Below are 15653 nucleotides of genomic sequence, written 5' to 3' on the forward strand. Positions count from 1 at the left end.
CTCATGAAATGAGCATAAGACTGCAAGCATGCCAACTAGGGATAAATGTTATTGATGCGAATTCCATGTGTGCCATTGAAAACTAAAACCATACGCATGAACAAGGCCTTTCAATTTTTACTTATAATAACCCTTTCTGCCTGTGCTGTAACAGTCAAGACCTATCAAAAACCTAGTCAATCATTTGATGATTTTGAGACATGGTGTTGGATGGAAGGATGTGAGGTTACTTACCAGGGACCCGATTATCTCTACGATAAAAAAGTAGTGGATGAAATTGCAAATGCAGTTGCTTACAATATGTATAAAAAAGGCTATCAGCAGGGAGACGATCAATCTGATCTGATCGTCAATTTTTTCATGGTGATTGAGGAGGATTCCGCTGAGGTTAAAGAGTTTTATGATGGCACTTACCAGGGTGAGCGCGAATGGCTAACCATGCACCATCCTGAGTATCAAAAATTCTTAAAAGGCAGTCTGGTTATAGACGTCATTGATCGGGAAAATTCCGAGCTGGTATGGCGCTCCAATGCTGTAAAATACATGGAGTTTAATCCGATTTATGATAAGAAAGAGATTTGGAGTGGTGTTGCTAAAGCAATGAAGAAGCTTCCGGGTAAAGAGTAAATCAACCTCACTGTTTCCCTCCTTTTGAAGTAAAGTATGGTTACATCGCCCTCTTCCAAGGGGGAATTGTTCGATTTAAAATAACCATACTTGAAGGTTGAGACTTATAACTAGCAACTTAAGTCCTAACTTTGCGCTTCAATGAGCAAGAAGGAATACGAGCTGATAGAGTTACCAAACGGTATACGAGTCATTCACAAAGAAGTGCCGCAGACCAAAATCGCCCATGTGGGCATAATGCTTGATATAGGGAGCAGGGATGAAAGTGATGAGGAGCAGGGACTTGCACATTTCCTTGAACATATGGCCTTTAAAGGGACCTCTAAGCGTAGCTCCTATCACATCATTAATCGATTGGAATCTTTAGGTGGAGAACTAAACGCATATACCACTAAAGAAAAAATTTGTTTCTATGCTACCCTGCTGGATATTCATTTAGATAAGGCTGTTGAGCTTTTAGCAGACATTACTTTTAACTCCACATTTCCCGAAAAACAAATTGAAAAAGAGCGCTCAGTTATTCTGGAAGAAATGAGCATGTACAAGGATAGCCCGGAAGATTCAATTCAGGATGAATTTGACGAACAGATGTTTCCTAATCATTCATTAGGTAAAAATATCTTAGGCACAGAACAGACTGTCAATTCCTTTCATCAGGGAGATTTCCGTTCGTTCTTAGATCGGAATCTAAATACCGAGAAAATCATATTATCCAGTGTTGGAAATTATTCTGCTAAAAAAGTAGAGCGACTAGCTAAAAAATATTTGAGCGAAATCACTCATAAGAATCATACACCTGAGCGCACCTGGTTTTCTGGTTATAAACCATCTAGAAAAGAAATCAGGAAGTCCATAACTCAAGCTCATTTTGCTATGGGTATGCCTTCCTTGAGTATCAAAGATGAAAATCGGATTCCATTTTTCTTTTTGGTAAATCTTCTAGGTGGACCTAGTATGAGTAGTCGTCTCAATCTATCGCTTAGAGAAAAGCATGGGTTAGTGTACGGAGTGGATGCCAGCTATGCCCCCTACCTAGAGACCGGCCAATTTGCAATTTATTTCGCCACTGATGCCAAAAACCTGAAAAAAAGTCAGCGCATTATTTTGAAAGAAATTGAGGCTTTAAAAAAGAAACCTTTGGGCAGCATGCAGCTACACAAAGCAAAAAATCAGATCAAAGGGCAGATGGCGTTATCCGAAGAAAATAAAAATGCCATTATGCTTATGATGGCTAAAAGCCAGCTCGATCTTAATAAGATACCAGACATCAACAGTGTCTTTGAGAAAATTGATCGAATCACCGCCGCTGATATTCAAGATTTGGCACAGCGATATTTGCCCACTGAAGAGATGAGTGCGCTCACTTATCTCCCGGAATAATCTTATCTTTACATACATGGAATTTTTACCCGACGATCTCCAGAGATACGTTGAAGATCACACAGAGCCCGAATCTGATTTACTCCAACAAATCAATAGGGAAACTCACCTCCATGTTTTAAAGCCCCGCATGCTTTCCGGACATCTTCAAGGTCGCGTATTGTCGATGCTTTCCCATATGATCAATCCTAAATACATCCTGGAAATTGGGACATATACGGGTTATGCAGCCTTGTGCATGGCAGAGGGGATGCAAGCAGGCGGAAGGCTTACGACAATTGACAACAATGAAGAGTTGGCACTTAGAACCAAAACGTATTTTACTGCATCGAAGTGGGCAAATCAAATAGATATGCGTGTTGGAAATGCTTCAGACATTATTCCAACTTTAAAAGAAAAATGGGACCTGGTCTTCATAGATGCGGACAAGGAAAATTATGCCCATTACTTTGATCAGGTTATTGATCAGGTAAACAAAGGCGGATTTATCATTGCTGATAATGTATTATGGAGCGGCAAGGTATTTGATTCCTCCAAAAATGATAAGGATACTGATGCAATTCGGGCATTCAACCAAAAAACGCATACGGATTCAAGGGTTCAGAACGTTTTATTCCCCATTCGCGACGGATTAATGATATTGAGAAAAGTATGAGAAAAAGAGGTATAAGTAGTAAAATGCAAGTGGTTAGGGTCATTTTCATGATCTTATCAACAAATGTATTTGCCCAGACCGTACCAAGTGAAATGATGCTTGGTGATTTGCGATTGACTATCAATGAATCCACTCGCAGGCAGATACAAAAAGATGTAGATCGTCTTACTCAGAGCCAGACGTATTACAACATTCTTGTAGATCGAATGAACCTCTATTTTCCAATCATCGAACGAGAACATGGTGAAGCAGGGATACCGGATCAAATCAAATTTCTGGCAATTCAGGAAAGTGCATTGATTTCTGATGCTGTTTCTTCAGCCAACGCAGTGGGTTTTTGGCAGTTTAAGGATTTCACAGCAAGGGAAGTAGGTCTAAGAGTTGATCGAAACGTAGACGAACGATTGAATATCGTCTCAGCATCCAGAGGATCCGCAAAGTATTTAAATAGCCACAATTACTTTCTCAAAAACTGGGTGTATTCAGTGATGGCATATAATACCGGGAGAGGTGGTGCACAAAAATATGTGGATCAATCCAATTTAGGTGTCAAGAAAATGACCATCAACAGTAAGACCCACTGGTATGTAAAAAAATTCATCGCTCATGTGGTTGCCTTCTCTCCTTCAGTAGGCCTGCCACATTCTGAAGGAATCTGGCTGGATGAAGTCACCAATGCCGGAGGTAAAAGTCTGCAACAAATTGCTCGAGAAGAGAAAGTAGATCTGGAGGAATTGAAAAAGTACAATAAGTGGCTGAAACGTGGGGTTGTTCCAAAGGACAGAACGTATGCTGTTTTGGTTCCTAGAGAAGGTTCTCCTCCAAAAAGAGCGATCGCCCAAAACAATGATAAAAGAAGTAAAATTACTGAGCCTCAGAAAAAAGTCTATCCAACTGAACTAAAGCCTGGCATTACAGAAGCTAATAAATCAACTATTATTCCGCTGAATGGCATTCCTTCCATTCTTGCAAGGGGAGCTGATGATGTTCATACATTATCGGCCAGGGCTGGAATATCTGAGAAAAGATTTAGGAAGTATAACGACATGGCCGAATCGGACAAGATAATCCCAAATGAATTTTACTATATCAAAAAGAAAAAATCTAAAGCTAAAATTGGATTTCATGTGGTGAAACACACGGAAAACCTTTGGGAGATTTCTCAACAATATGGGATCAGGCTATCTAAGCTTGCACAGCGTAATCGGATGAGTATCATTGATGAACCAAAGCCAGGAAGAGTTCTTTGGATGGATAAAACACGACCATCGAGTGAACCAATTGCCTATCATGAAGTAAGTAAACCTGTGATAACCAAACCTGCTGCCAGACCTACCGCATCAACTACCAATGTAGATGATGAAGTCATGACTAAAGAATCCATTGAAGAGCCTATTGATGAAGAGATCATCGAAGATAGCTTAGAGGAAGTTCCTGATATAATCGTACCAATTGTGGACACAAAAGAAGAGAGGCTGAGAAAGGTAAAGATTCATACCATAGCAGCAGGAGAAACCCTGTGGAGTATTTCGCAACTATACGAGGTAACAATGGATGACCTGCTTCGTTGGAATGAGCTTCCAAATCCTGATGCGATTAATATTGGGCAAAACATTCAGGTAAAAGCTCCAATAGAAGAAGTTTCTGAGGGAAAGACCATTTTAAAGCACACTGTTCAACCAGGTGAAACCGTCTATGCCATCTCTAGAAAATATGGCATGACCGTCGATGAGGTAGTTGATTTAAATAGCCTCAATGGGTTTGATCTGGAGGTTGGTCAGGAGTTGAGCGTTTATGAAAAATAGTTCCTGAGGCAAGTGATATGATTCCGATTTAATATTCTAGCTGAAAAGGGATATTAAGATCTCCGGCAATTTTTTTGAGCTTATCTAGGTCTCGTTGGTCATTCCTGTTGCAGGAAATAAGAATTCTTTCCGTATCATCCTGAATATAAGCCATGTAGAAATAGGTTTTCACATTAGCTGAATTCACTCTGGAATTGATATTTTGTGACATTCTTATTTCCTTCATAAAAACCAAAGAGGGATTACTTAGCTTTTGAGTTTTGCCTCCAGCCTTTACTGTTTTTGCTTCGGTATCTACTGTTATTCTCTTCCCTCTTAGTTGAAGCCATATAAGAAAAGCTCCAATTAGTATAAAAATTATCGCTCCGGGTATGGGTCCTATGAATAGTACGACGATTCCAACAATGACCAAAATCCATCCCAGGGAGGATACAATTTGATGATTATTTTCAAAGTGTCTGAGTCGATAAATCATGAGAGGTGTTTAACCTAAAGATAAATCAATAGTCAAAATCTAGTCCCAGCCTGTCTTTCAGATCTTTCAGATCTGGATTTTGCTTAACCATGTAATCGAAGATATCTGTACTCGTGTAGAGTTTTTTCTCATCCTGGATTTCAGCTATTTCTGTGCGAATCACAATATGATCATTCTTTAGTTCATTTCTCAGATATTGAACCAGCTCTGTATCAAACTTCTCTAAGAAACTAACTTCCAGCTGACTTCCAAGCATTAAAATCACGCTATGTTCATCACCTTTTTTGATCGATTTACTCAGTACAAGCCTATCTGTATCTCCAGCATTGGACTTCTGCTCAGCAAATGCCTTCCAAACCCTTTGAAGGTCATCTTCGGAAAAATCAGTCTCCTTTTTTTCGGTTACTGGAGAAGCATCTTCAGCTGTTTCTTTTGATTTCTTCTTACCGAAAATGCTTGGTGTTTCTTTTGGCTTATCAGAAGTTGATGGCTTCACTACCGGACTAGGTCTCGGCGTTGGAGCTTTAGATTCCTCCTGGGTGGTGGTCGCCACAGGTGGTTCTTCTGTTGGAGGTGGCGGTGTTTCATCAACAGATTGTGCTTCTTCTTTTACGGAAGATTCACTAGCTCCTTTAGAAAGCTGATCCGAATTGCTCGATTTCGTCTCTTCCCCTTGGCTTACACCACTATTTGGCCTTTTTTTTTTGCTCCATTATCTGTGGAGCTAAGCGTCAAAGCATTCGAAAGATGTGCAAGTTTCATTAAGCAAAGCTCCACATGCAATCGCTGATTTTTGCTCTGCTTGAAGTTTAGCTCAAATTGATTGGAAATATTTAGGGCTGAAAGCAAAAATGAAGGGCTACAATTATTCGCTTGTTCTGCGTATTTGGCTTTCAAGTTATCTGTGACTTCAAGTAGTTCGATCGTCTGCTTATCTTTAGAAACAAGCAAATTCCGAAGGTGCTGCTGAAACCCATTCAGGAAGTTATTCCCATCAAATCCATTTCGTAAAATTTCATCAAACAGCATCAATGCTCCCGACATGTTTTGAGCTAGCAGATCATCAACTAACTTGAAATAATAGTCGTAATCAAGGATATGCAGGTTCTTGATCGTGTCCTGATAAGTGATCTTACCGTCCGACGAAAAAGTAGTAATGAGGTCGAAAATTGATAATGCATCTCTTAGTGCTCCATCCGCTTTTTGAGCTATTAGGTGAAGCGCATCTTGCTCAGCTTCTACATTCTCACTTTTTGCAATCTTCTCAAGTTGCTTCACGATATCTCCAACCTCAATCCGATTAAAATCATATATCTGACATCTTGAAAGGATAGTCGGTATCACTTTATGCTTCTCAGTAGTCGCTAAAATGAAAATTGCATACTCGGGCGGCTCTTCTAAGGTCTTCAAAAAAGCATTGAAGGCCTGAGTGGAAAGCATGTGAACCTCATCTATGATGTATACTTTATACTTCCCTTGTTGTGGTGGATAACGAACCTGATCAATCAGATTTCGAATGTCTTCCACCGAATTGTTAGAGGCAGCATCCAGTTCAAATATGTTGAAGTTATTTGTGCTTTCTCCAGAGTCACTCTCAAAGTCGTTGATGGTTTTTGCGAGAATTCTGGCACAAGTTGTCTTTCCTACTCCTCTTGGTCCACAAAACAATAACGCCTGCCCTAAATGATTGGAACTAATTGCATTTTCAAGTGTGGTGGTGATATGCTCCTGCCCTACTACCTCTTCGAAACCGAGAGGTCTATACTTACGTGCCGATACCACAAAATTTTCCATTTCGTTGGCAAGTTAATATACCAATGCTTGTTTCAAAAGGTGAAAGAAAGTTTTAGAAATAAGAAATCAATATGAGGCATGATAATGACATCTATCCTTAACTTTAGAAGAAACTTGTGGGCATAAAATGAGGACACATTTAAGGCAACTACTAATGGCTGCTTTTTTCTTCTTAGTAAGTCTAAGTGTTGGAATAATTGGGTTTTCAACCATCGAAAACCTCAATTGGATCAATGCCTTATACATGACCATCATAACCATTGGGACGGTCGGGTTTACAGAAGTGAAAGAGTTGAGTTCTGCGGGGCGGTTATTTACTTCTGTTTACATTATCCTAAACATGGCAATTTTTGCCTTTATTCTCACGACTGTAACAAGTTATTTCTTTGAGGGAAAGCTCCAGGAGGCATTAAAAAAATTACGATCCAATATGAAGCTAAACAAACTTAAAAATCACATCATCGTCTGCGGTTATGGTCGTAATGGCAGAAAAGCATGCGATGAGCTCGTTGCAAGTGGAAGAGAATTTATCATAATAGATCAAAATGAATCAATGGCTGACATCATTCCAAAATCAATGAAATGGTACATTGGTGATGCAACCAAAGATGAAGATCTAAAAATGATTGGCATTGAAAAAGCCTCTGCCATTATTATAACTACTCCATCAGATTCTGTAAATGTGTTTGTGACACTCACCGCTCGAAATTTAAATCCAACGATTAAGATTATCGCCAGAACATCGAGTGAAGAAACGCAGGACAAACTCTATCATGCAGGTGCCAACTTTACCGTAAGGCCTGATGCACTGGGCGGAATGTTTATGGCGCATATGATCACCAAACCAATTGTCATTGAATTCCTCAACCTGATAAATGGTGCTTCGGGTCTCGATTATCACCTGGAGGAAATAGATTATGAGGAACTAAAACCCGAGTTTAAAGACAAAACACTAATAGAGCTTGATATCATTAAGCAGACAGGTGCCGTCGTGCTCGGTATTAAAGATGACATCAAAGGAATTATACCAGCTCCCTCCGGAAACACAGTTGTTGGAAAAGAGGATCATCTTATCCTTTTGGGTTCTTCTGAATGTTTACAGCGATTCGCTGAGATCTATGTTAAAAAATAATATACTCCTGAGCGGAATTCTGTGAAGCTTGCTCGTGTTAACTTTGCAATCGTTCTTTGTTTTATGGGGTCGACTGGAATCGACAGGAAGTGCAAAGCATACGCTAGCATGCCGGGTGTTGAATGAGCACGCGTGATCAATTCATTCACAATTATAATTGGCGAGTCTAACTACGCTATGGCAGCCTAATTTCTGACGTAAAGTCGAAATTAACAGGCATAATCGGTTGAGCTCATAAGAGTTCCCGGGCCACATCCTACTGTTCTTTGTCCTTGAGAATGGATTTTAGGGTGTCATAATAAGGAATAGTCTGTGGTAGTGTCGTGGACCATGGGTGAAATTAAGCGACTGGTTCTTACAGTAGGTTGTTGTTCACCAGCTGTAGGCACGAGATAAAACAAGAATGACTAAGCATGTAGAAGGTTTATGGTTTCCTTAGCTGGACGAGGGTTCGAATCCCTCCGACTCCACTATGGCTCGAAAGTAATTATGCAAACTTTTGAATGAGCATGGAAGAAATTTATTTCTGAATATGCGAGTGAATAAAGGTTGGAAATGCGAAGCATTTAGCTTTCGAGACTGACTAGATTGATTGGAGGGATCATAAAATAATCCCTCCGACTCCACAAAATCAAGAAAAGCTGGCCAAAGGTCGGCTTTTTTTGATTTTAATGATTTGGGATTTGTAATGAAATCGTATGAAACTGTTAGTGATTGAACCTTTAACTTTTGGCAAACTCAATCAACGGCAAAAATTCTCCATTATCGGCGGACTTCAAAGCTTTGAGATAATTCTCTCTTGTATCCCCTTCGTGATTTAAACTGTGCTCACCCCATGAAAATGGTTCTAGTCCTAAAAGCTTTTCAACGATGATGTCGGCTATCAAGCGACTGTGTCTTCCGTTACCATTTGAAAAGCAGTGAATGCTAACAATACGGTGTTTGAACCTTATTGCAATTTCATCCGATGGAAAGGCTTCTTTCTGTAGCCATACTTTAGCATCTTCAATCAGATTATTTAACTCTATTGGAATACTCCAGTAATCTACGCCAATGTTCTTTTGAGAATGACGAAATGAGCCAGCCCATTTCCATACCTGATTAAACATCCGCTTATGCACTTCGCAAACAAACTTCTCTGTTAGGACTTTCTCAGGTTTAAAGGACTTTCCAATGAGCCATTGAATAGCTTCTTCAACATTCTGCTGTTCAAACTCATCGAGCTCTTCTTTAGTAGCAATAGTAGGAATAAGTAGCCCCTCTTTCTCTTCTTCATCCAGAGGGGTTTGCCCATTAATGTAGTCAAGATCTAATCCCATAGAATCTTAGGCATTTCGAGTTTTAAACTTTGAGCTCTTTCCCTGATTGCTTTATTGATCCTTTCCGGGGAATTGGCCTGGTCTTCAAGCTTCATTGTTGTTGAAGTCCTAGTTACAATCTTTTTGGCCAACTCCATAGCTTTACGTTCTATTAAAGCATCAAGTGATCCGTCACTTGGGACCAAACCATAAACAAGCTGCATGTCAAGAGCACGAGCTGCTTCCTTCAGTGATTTAATGGTTATTGAACCATCCTTCTCACGTAGTTCAATCTCAGAAGCGCTCTGTCTTGAAATGGAAAGCTTGTTAGCAAACTGCTGTAATGAAATCCCTAATGCTGAACGAATTGCTTTAATCCATCCCGTTGGAGGAATTGCTATACTAGTTATGGGTTCCAAAAGCTTGATTTTGGACTCTAACTGCTCGATTTGAAGTTTATTCTTTTTCATAATGTAAGGGTATAGCCTGACATATATAATACAAATGTAAGGGTGTAGCCTGACAAAAAGAAATATAATGTAAAGATATAGCCTGACAAAATAACCTTACTGAGTTCTGAAGCAGTTCCAATTATTAAGCAATTCACGACTGATTTGGACGAGGGTTCAGGAGTCAATTACGACCAAAAAAGTGTACAATGTAAGGTTACTAAGTTGGTTACTTATTCATGAATTTATTCATAACAACTGATTATCAATGTATAATTTGATACGTGTGAGTGGCTCCTCCTACAACCTGTCTCCTCACTAAATCGATTCACAGGATCGATTCTTAACGTTCGGTCCTCTCCGACTCCACCATCGCTCGCCGAAGCTTCATACGAAATAGAAATGAAGGCGAGTCAGTACTTCTTGAACAAATAGTCTACCTGATCATCCTGTAATACCTTATTCAAGGTATTGTAAAAATGTTTGTAAAGAATTTCTCTATTAGGTGAATTAGGTAGTCTGTTGCTACCCGAACGAATCACAGACTTAAGCTCATTCAAGGAGATCCAGTAAAAATCTTTTTTTTCATTAAAAATCTCAAACTTTTCATCAACTGGAATCAATGCCTGCCTTATCTCCTGACGAGATTTGTATGGAAAATAGACCACATAGCTACGATAAACTCCATTAACCGCCGTAATGTACGCATCCGGTCTAAAATAGAGCTCAATCTCTTCCTTTCCATAAACCATTCTACATTCTTCAAAAAACTCTCTTACCGCGATTTCTCGGGGAGTCTCCAATCGCTTCTCATCATCCAAACTTCCGACCATTTCTCTACCTCCACCAAAATCCGTCCAGCCTGGTTTATCTGCATCATAGCCCAACAACAAATAAACGGTATCGTTAATGACTGTGAACGGAAGTACTCCAGCAGCGACAAGCTTGTCATCCTGACCATTTGCATTCCATACAATTAGTCCTACAATACATGTTATGATAATTCTCATTCTAAGTAAGTTAGATCAGGCTAATTTAGTGAATTCTTCAACGAGCGCCCTCTATAAAGTAACACCATAAAGAATCGCTTCTTTACAGTGCCTCGTAAGCTAAATTTCCCTTTTGGTTTATACACAAAATTATTCTTTCCCAAGTACTTCTTTTAGTTCTTTAGAACCAAAAGATCTTAATTCAACTCATGGCAGATGGCTTGTATTCGAGCGGTGGTATTAAGAACATGCATTAAAAGCAATTCTCTTTTAATCATACCTACCTGGCCTCAGGTAACTTACCTCTATCATTTGATCTAACCTCTTGGCAACTTTACAATCAATCTATTCACTTGAGAAATGCAAGATGCTACCTTTGCAACTTATGAAATCAAAAGAAGAAATTGTAGACGATTGGTTGCCGAGATATACCGGTACCGAATTGGATGAGTTTGGAAGATATATCCTGCTCACCAACTTTCAGAACTATGTGGATCTGTTCGCTGAGAAGTTCAATGTGAAGGTAAAAGGCAAAAAAAGAGCGATGCAAACAGCCACTCATGATGACATTACCATCATTAACTTCGGCATGGGTAGTGCGATGGCAGCCACAGCGATGGACCTGCTGTCAGCCATCATGCCGAAAGCCGTTTTGTTTCTTGGAAAATGTGGCGGGCTGAAAAAACAAAATCAACTTGGCGATCTTATTCTGCCCATTGCAGCCATTAGAGGTGAAGGAGCCAGCGATGATTACATGCCCCAAGAAATTCCTGCACTGCCTTCTTTCCGACTGCAGCGATCCGTTTCTCACGCTATCAAAGCGAAAGGGTTTGATTACTGGACAGGAACCGTTTTCACGACCAACCGTCGGGTTTGGGAACACGATGAGGATTTCAAAAACTACCTAAAAGAAATTCGAGCGTCAGCCATTGACATGGAGACGGCTACACTATTCACTGTTGGATTCGCAAACAAAATCCCAAGAGGTGCCCTGCTTTTGGTATCGGATAATCCGATGACTCCAGAGGGAGTAAAAACTTCAAAAAGCGATCAGAAAGTGACGGCACAATTTGTGGAAAATCATCTGGATATAGGAATCGATGCATTAATGGAACTAAGCAGCTCCGGAGAGTCTGTAAAACATTTGAGGTTCGAATAAAAAAAAACCCCAACAAAAGTCGGGGCTGACTTAGCCTATTCCTGGAATAAGCTTCCTTAGTTATCTTCTAGTGATTCTTAGCGTTTCTTTTCGATCTTCAGTATTTATTATCAGAAGATACATTCCCGGACGATGAGCAGATAAATCAATGGTGCTGCCCGAGCTATTAATCAAGCCGGTATCCAATGTTTGCCCGCTCAAATCGGTCAACTTATATTCCAATTCCCCGTCAAACCCTTCAAGGTGGATATAGTCCTGGGTAGGATTAGGATACGTATAAAAAGTGAATTCCTGTGCAGAAAGTACGCCATCATTCAAGTCGTTTACTTCTATAACAATTGTCTCACTTGATGTCAATGAGCCATCAGACGCAATCACTTCAAATTCAAAGAATGTATTGACTTCATAATCCAGTGCGGTATTGTCAGCCACGGTGATGGTTCCATCTGACGACACATCAAAAACATCGTTTGCTTCAGACAACTCAAAGGATACATTATCATTTTCAGGATCAGTAGCTTCAATGCTACCTACAGTAGTGCCATTGGCAACATTTTCATCTATATCAAAATCTATCACCAAAAACTCTGGAGCTTCGTTGACGTCATTGATCATTACACTGATTGAAGCTTGAGCGCTTCCTCCGTTACCATCACTAACTTTGATTGCCAGTTCATAACTTGATGAAGCCTCAAAATCAAATGCTTCTGGATCTGCTACTGTTAATATTCCTGTAGCACCATCCAATGCAAATTGCTGGGAATCATTACCTGATGCGATTGCAAAACTCAAATTATCATTATCAGGATCGGAGGCTTCAATGGTGCCTACTGGAGTTCCTACAGCACTATTCTCATCAACATCAAATGCTTGATCTGAGATAAGCGGAGATGAATTATTACTATCAGGAGTGCCCATAAATAAGCCTCTGCCATGAGTACCTACTGCCAATACACCGTCTTCAGCCCTTAAGTCTAAATCTTCAATCACAATGTTATCCAAAAGTGGTGTTTCCAATGTCCAGTTTGTATTAGCGCCATTTAGTTGATCAGTTGAAAAAAGTCCAATACTTGTCCCTACAACATATTTCTTACTACCATCAGCAGCTTGTATAATTTCTGCTGCTCGTAAAGAAGGCCCTGTTATTCCATTACCGGAATCATTATCACCAAGGTTTCCTTCAATTGAAGTGAGTGTAGCACCTCCATCGCTTGAATAGAATAAGCCATCAATATTGAAGTTGGAATAGACAAGAATGATTTCCTCTCCATCTAATGGGTTTACTGCTATATCATTCAACCATGCACCGGCTGGAACTTCATTTAGATCACGCCCGGTTATTCCCGTTCCATCATCTGTATTCGCATTGGACCAAGATGCAAGCACTGGAGTGTCACCAAACAAACCTCCAAAATATAATGTATGTGATGGGTTTTCATTAGTGACTTTTAGAGCGGTAATCTGATACGCACCATCCAGAGCAAAATCATCCCAACCATTGTTAATCAAGTCAAGATTCAGACTTCCAGCACTATAGGCCTCATCAAACTGATCATTACGCGCAATAACACCATCTCCATTTGTTGCATAAAAAATTGTTCCTTCATCATTTGGATCCACAGTAAATGGATGAATAAAAAATCTACTCAAATCATCTCGTTTAATAAACCCTACCGATCGACTATTGAAGTCATTATCAATATCATAGAGTACCAATACTCCGTTTTGTACAGATGAATATATAATAGGTCCTGTAGCATAGCAATAAGCCCCGTCTCCTGAAGAAATATCCTGTTGCGATGGTAATAGACTACTTGAAAATGATGAATGGTCCATAATTGGGGTACCATTATCCTGAGTCCCACCTAAAACATAGCTATCACCGTTGTAAGTGCTAGTAGCGACCGTATAAAATTGAGTGACGTTATAATCATTGTTTAATGATTCCCAAATTACTCGATCTGCAGTAATGTCCATTGTTTTTGATATCCCACCATCATGACCAGACCATACAATGTTGGGATTATCATTATCAAAAAAGACAATATGCTGATCTGCATGGTGCGTATTATTGAATGGCAAATCTTCGTCTAATCGATATGGATTTTCATTACCTCCAATCCATGATTTAGCTGGATTAGAAGTTAAAGCTGTTGCAAAACCATCTTCTGATTTTATCAAATTGACATACCCTAAAACGACAAAATCAGGATCATTGGGATGAACAGCTAGAGTCATATCATACCCACCCTGAGTGGAGAATTCTTCTGATCCTCCAAATATACTTCTGTCAAAATCAGGTAGATTTTGAGATCTATCGATTCCTTCAAATGTGCCTCCATTTGCAGTTAAGTTGGCGAAATCAAACGCAAATAAATAATCTGTTCCACCTCCATCATAGGTGAAAGCATAAATATTATCAGGACTATTTAGACTAAATGCAAGGACAGTTCTTGCTCCGTCAGACAAAGTGGGATACGTATTGGGATTCACAGTGAAGAAACTAGATCCACCATCGTAAGAACGATAAAATCCGTTGTTTCCTGAATCTGTTGGTCCTAGCCAAACTGTTATTACTCCATTATTATCGACAATAATATCTGAATAAGTAGGGATCTCACCACTTGCCAGTTGGGAACCAAATAAACTAAAACTATCACCTCCATCATCACTAAACCATATACCGCTGTATTGGGTTGTTATGATTATAACTGGGCCAGAAAAATTAGCTACCAAAACTTTTCCTGTAATAATGAAGGGATGACTCAATCCATTTGGGATGTTAATGTCTGGAGTACTATCCTTTATCAAAGAATTTGTTCCATTGCTGCTATAAGTCATTAATTCCCAAGTTTCCCCATTATCAACTGATTTATAAATTCCCAATCCCAAATAAAAATTGGAGAAGAATTTTCCTCGAGTGCTCCCCCCATCACCCAACTCGCCACTTGTTGCATACCAAACATCTCCACTTATAGTATCTTGTGCAATTGATGAAATACTCAGGTTGCTTCCTTCTGGTAGCTTCGATTCCCATGTGCTTCCACCATCTGTTGATTTCCAAATACCTCCAGAAATACCTCCAGCGAGAACAATATCACCATTTCGAAAGTCCTGAGCTATCGCTCTTGTTCTTCCTCCTACATCGGCAGGGCCAACTTCATTCCAGTCGTAGGATGGGCCTGCATTAACTCCCAGTTCGTTTTTGGCGTCATATGTGGCTTTCAAATTATTTGAAAAGAGCAGCTCCTGGTGCCGAATATTAGCTGGTAAGGTGTTTGTCTTTGGATCTTTAAGCTTATTGAAAAAGTATTCTGATCTTAATTTATTGCGCTCGACCCTAGTCAGTTTACGCTCTTCCAGATCAGTACTTTTCTTGAAAGAACCCAAAATCAGAACTGCTAGCAATGATACAATAAGAGATGATTTGAAAATGATTTGGAATAATTTCATAGTTTGGTGGATTTGATGTTGTGAACAGATAATCTTTGATCTTTAAGTGATTTCTTTACGATCACTAATGCCTCATCGCCTTCTGAGATATTGTCGCTCAATTCGCTTCCTGCTTTGTCCTTATAGGATCTGAGAAATATCTTTGAACACTCAGCTTCAATAGTAGAATTGGCTGCTACGGAAGGGGCCGATGTACCACCCTGTCTTGATTTAATTACTTCTAGTGTGATAATTAGCTGAGAGTCCTCATTGGAAATCCCAGAAATCTTTCCGATTAATGCAGTCTGATCTTGACCAATTTCAATATCATCAAGTTGAAACTCACTTGTTGAATTACTGTTTTTTGCTGAGGAACACGATAGAATTAATCCAAAGAGCAAGTAGTGTATAGGTTTCATAGGCAAATGCTTTAATTACAATTTCCACCTAAGTAAACT

The 15653-nt window shown here is 39.6% G+C and carries 14 protein-coding genes and 1 other RNA gene; 7 read left to right on the forward strand and 8 right to left on the reverse strand.

Going from position 1 to position 15653, the window contains the following annotated elements:
• Positions 1-96: 96 nt before the first annotated feature.
• The 4 genes from ACOMC3_RS12695 to ACOMC3_RS12710 all read left to right on the forward strand — a co-directional run bounded on the left by ACOMC3_RS12695 (position 97) and on the right by ACOMC3_RS12710 (position 4467).
• Positions 97-627, forward strand: a complete 531-nt coding sequence (locus tag ACOMC3_RS12695; RefSeq protein WP_420316263.1) for a DUF4136 domain-containing protein — start codon at positions 97-99, stop codon at positions 625-627.
• Between the two features lie 141 nt (positions 628-768).
• Positions 769-2007, forward strand: coding sequence for a M16 family metallopeptidase (locus ACOMC3_RS12700; RefSeq protein ID WP_420316264.1), 1239 nt, complete (start codon positions 769-771; stop codon positions 2005-2007).
• Between the two features lie 16 nt (positions 2008-2023).
• Positions 2024-2662: an O-methyltransferase gene (locus ACOMC3_RS12705; protein ID WP_420316265.1), complete on the forward strand. Its 639-nt coding sequence runs from the start codon at positions 2024-2026 to the stop codon at positions 2660-2662.
• Positions 2659-4467 carry a LysM peptidoglycan-binding domain-containing protein gene (locus ACOMC3_RS12710; RefSeq protein WP_420316266.1) on the forward strand — a complete coding sequence of 603 codons (1809 nt, stop codon included), beginning with the start codon at positions 2659-2661 and terminating at the stop codon, positions 4465-4467. The genes ACOMC3_RS12705 and ACOMC3_RS12710 overlap by 4 nt, the downstream gene beginning before the upstream one ends.
• Positions 4468-4495: 28 nt before the next feature.
• Here the strand turns inward: ACOMC3_RS12710 and ACOMC3_RS12715 are convergent, their stop codons facing one another.
• The 3 genes from ACOMC3_RS12715 to dnaX form a co-directional block, all read right to left on the reverse strand.
• Positions 4496-4942, reverse strand: coding sequence for a hypothetical protein (locus ACOMC3_RS12715; RefSeq protein ID WP_420316267.1), 447 nt, complete (start codon positions 4940-4942; stop codon positions 4496-4498).
• A 25-nt stretch (positions 4943-4967) separates the two neighbouring features.
• On the reverse strand, positions 4968-5495 hold the full coding sequence (locus ACOMC3_RS12720; protein ID WP_420316268.1) for a hypothetical protein: 528 nt from the start codon (positions 5493-5495) through the stop codon (positions 4968-4970).
• 125 nt (positions 5496-5620) lie between these two features.
• Entirely contained in the window at positions 5621-6736 is a 1116-nt protein-coding gene (dnaX, locus tag ACOMC3_RS12725) for a DNA polymerase III subunit gamma/tau (RefSeq protein WP_420316269.1), read from the reverse strand.
• A gap of 127 nt (positions 6737-6863) precedes the next feature.
• On the opposite strand from dnaX, the gene ACOMC3_RS12730 reads away from it, so the two are divergent.
• Both ACOMC3_RS12730 and ssrA read left to right on the forward strand, forming a co-directional pair.
• Positions 6864-7868: a potassium channel family protein gene (locus ACOMC3_RS12730; protein ID WP_420316270.1), complete on the forward strand. Its 1005-nt coding sequence runs from the start codon at positions 6864-6866 to the stop codon at positions 7866-7868.
• Between the two features lie 65 nt (positions 7869-7933).
• Positions 7934-8341, forward strand: a transfer-messenger RNA (tmRNA) gene (ssrA, locus tag ACOMC3_RS12735).
• Positions 8342-8590: 249 nt separating this feature from the next.
• Here the strand turns inward: ssrA and ACOMC3_RS12740 are convergent.
• The 3 genes from ACOMC3_RS12740 to ACOMC3_RS12750 form a co-directional block, all read right to left on the reverse strand.
• Complete coding sequence (locus ACOMC3_RS12740; protein ID WP_420316271.1) at positions 8591-9187, reverse strand: mobile mystery protein B; 597 nt, start codon at positions 9185-9187, stop codon at positions 8591-8593.
• Positions 9178-9636, reverse strand: coding sequence for a mobile mystery protein A (locus tag ACOMC3_RS12745; RefSeq protein ID WP_420316272.1), 459 nt, complete (start codon positions 9634-9636; stop codon positions 9178-9180). Before ACOMC3_RS12745 ends, ACOMC3_RS12740 begins: the two co-directional genes overlap by 10 nt.
• 392 nt (positions 9637-10028) lie before the next feature.
• The gene (locus ACOMC3_RS12750; RefSeq protein WP_420316273.1) at positions 10029-10625 is read right to left on the reverse strand and encodes a hypothetical protein; all 597 of its coding nucleotides are present in this window, start codon (positions 10623-10625) and stop codon (positions 10029-10031) included.
• Positions 10626-10989: 364 nt separating this feature from the next.
• Between ACOMC3_RS12750 and ACOMC3_RS12755 the strand changes: the two genes are divergently transcribed.
• Entirely contained in the window at positions 10990-11763 is a 774-nt protein-coding gene (locus ACOMC3_RS12755; protein ID WP_420316274.1) for an AMP nucleosidase, read from the forward strand.
• Between the two features lie 60 nt (positions 11764-11823).
• Here ACOMC3_RS12755 and ACOMC3_RS12760 read toward each other — a convergent pair whose 3' ends face one another.
• On the reverse strand, positions 11824-15216 hold the full coding sequence (locus ACOMC3_RS12760; protein WP_420316275.1) for a cadherin domain-containing protein: 3393 nt from the start codon (positions 15214-15216) through the stop codon (positions 11824-11826).
• On the reverse strand, positions 15213-15614 hold the full coding sequence (locus tag ACOMC3_RS12765) for a hypothetical protein (protein ID WP_420316276.1): 402 nt from the start codon (positions 15612-15614) through the stop codon (positions 15213-15215). The genes ACOMC3_RS12760 and ACOMC3_RS12765 overlap by 4 nt, the downstream gene beginning before the upstream one ends.
• Positions 15615-15653: the final 39 nt, after the last annotated feature.

The sequence above is a fragment of the Ekhidna sp. genome, from assembly GCF_965212185.1.
Lineage (GTDB): Bacteria > Bacteroidota > Bacteroidia > Cytophagales > Cyclobacteriaceae > Ekhidna.

What these genes read in the sequence shown, in the direction of transcription:
- ACOMC3_RS12700 (WP_420316264.1), top strand. Translation starts at nt 769, where the DNA reads ATGAGCAAGAAGGAATACGAGCTGATAGAGTTACCAAACGGTATACGA.
- ACOMC3_RS12760 (WP_420316275.1), bottom strand. Translation starts at nt 15,216, where the DNA reads ATGAAATTATTCCAAATCATTTTCAAATCATCTCTTATTGTATCATTG.
- ACOMC3_RS12750 (WP_420316273.1), bottom strand. Translation starts at nt 10,625, where the DNA reads ATGAGAATTATCATAACATGTATTGTAGGACTAATTGTATGGAATGCA.
- ACOMC3_RS12695 (WP_420316263.1), top strand. Translation starts at nt 97, where the DNA reads ATGAACAAGGCCTTTCAATTTTTACTTATAATAACCCTTTCTGCCTGT.
- ACOMC3_RS12730 (WP_420316270.1), top strand. Translation starts at nt 6,864, where the DNA reads ATGAGGACACATTTAAGGCAACTACTAATGGCTGCTTTTTTCTTCTTA.
- ACOMC3_RS12715 (WP_420316267.1), bottom strand. Translation starts at nt 4,942, where the DNA reads ATGATTTATCGACTCAGACACTTTGAAAATAATCATCAAATTGTATCC.
- ACOMC3_RS12765 (WP_420316276.1), bottom strand. Translation starts at nt 15,614, where the DNA reads ATGAAACCTATACACTACTTGCTCTTTGGATTAATTCTATCGTGTTCC.
- dnaX (WP_420316269.1), bottom strand. Translation starts at nt 6,736, where the DNA reads ATGGAAAATTTTGTGGTATCGGCACGTAAGTATAGACCTCTCGGTTTC.
- ACOMC3_RS12705 (WP_420316265.1), top strand. Translation starts at nt 2,024, where the DNA reads ATGGAATTTTTACCCGACGATCTCCAGAGATACGTTGAAGATCACACA.
- ACOMC3_RS12755 (WP_420316274.1), top strand. Translation starts at nt 10,990, where the DNA reads ATGAAATCAAAAGAAGAAATTGTAGACGATTGGTTGCCGAGATATACC.
- ACOMC3_RS12710 (WP_420316266.1), top strand. Translation starts at nt 2,659, where the DNA reads ATGAGAAAAAGAGGTATAAGTAGTAAAATGCAAGTGGTTAGGGTCATT.
- ACOMC3_RS12745 (WP_420316272.1), bottom strand. Translation starts at nt 9,636, where the DNA reads ATGAAAAAGAATAAACTTCAAATCGAGCAGTTAGAGTCCAAAATCAAG.
- ACOMC3_RS12740 (WP_420316271.1), bottom strand. Translation starts at nt 9,187, where the DNA reads ATGGGATTAGATCTTGACTACATTAATGGGCAAACCCCTCTGGATGAA.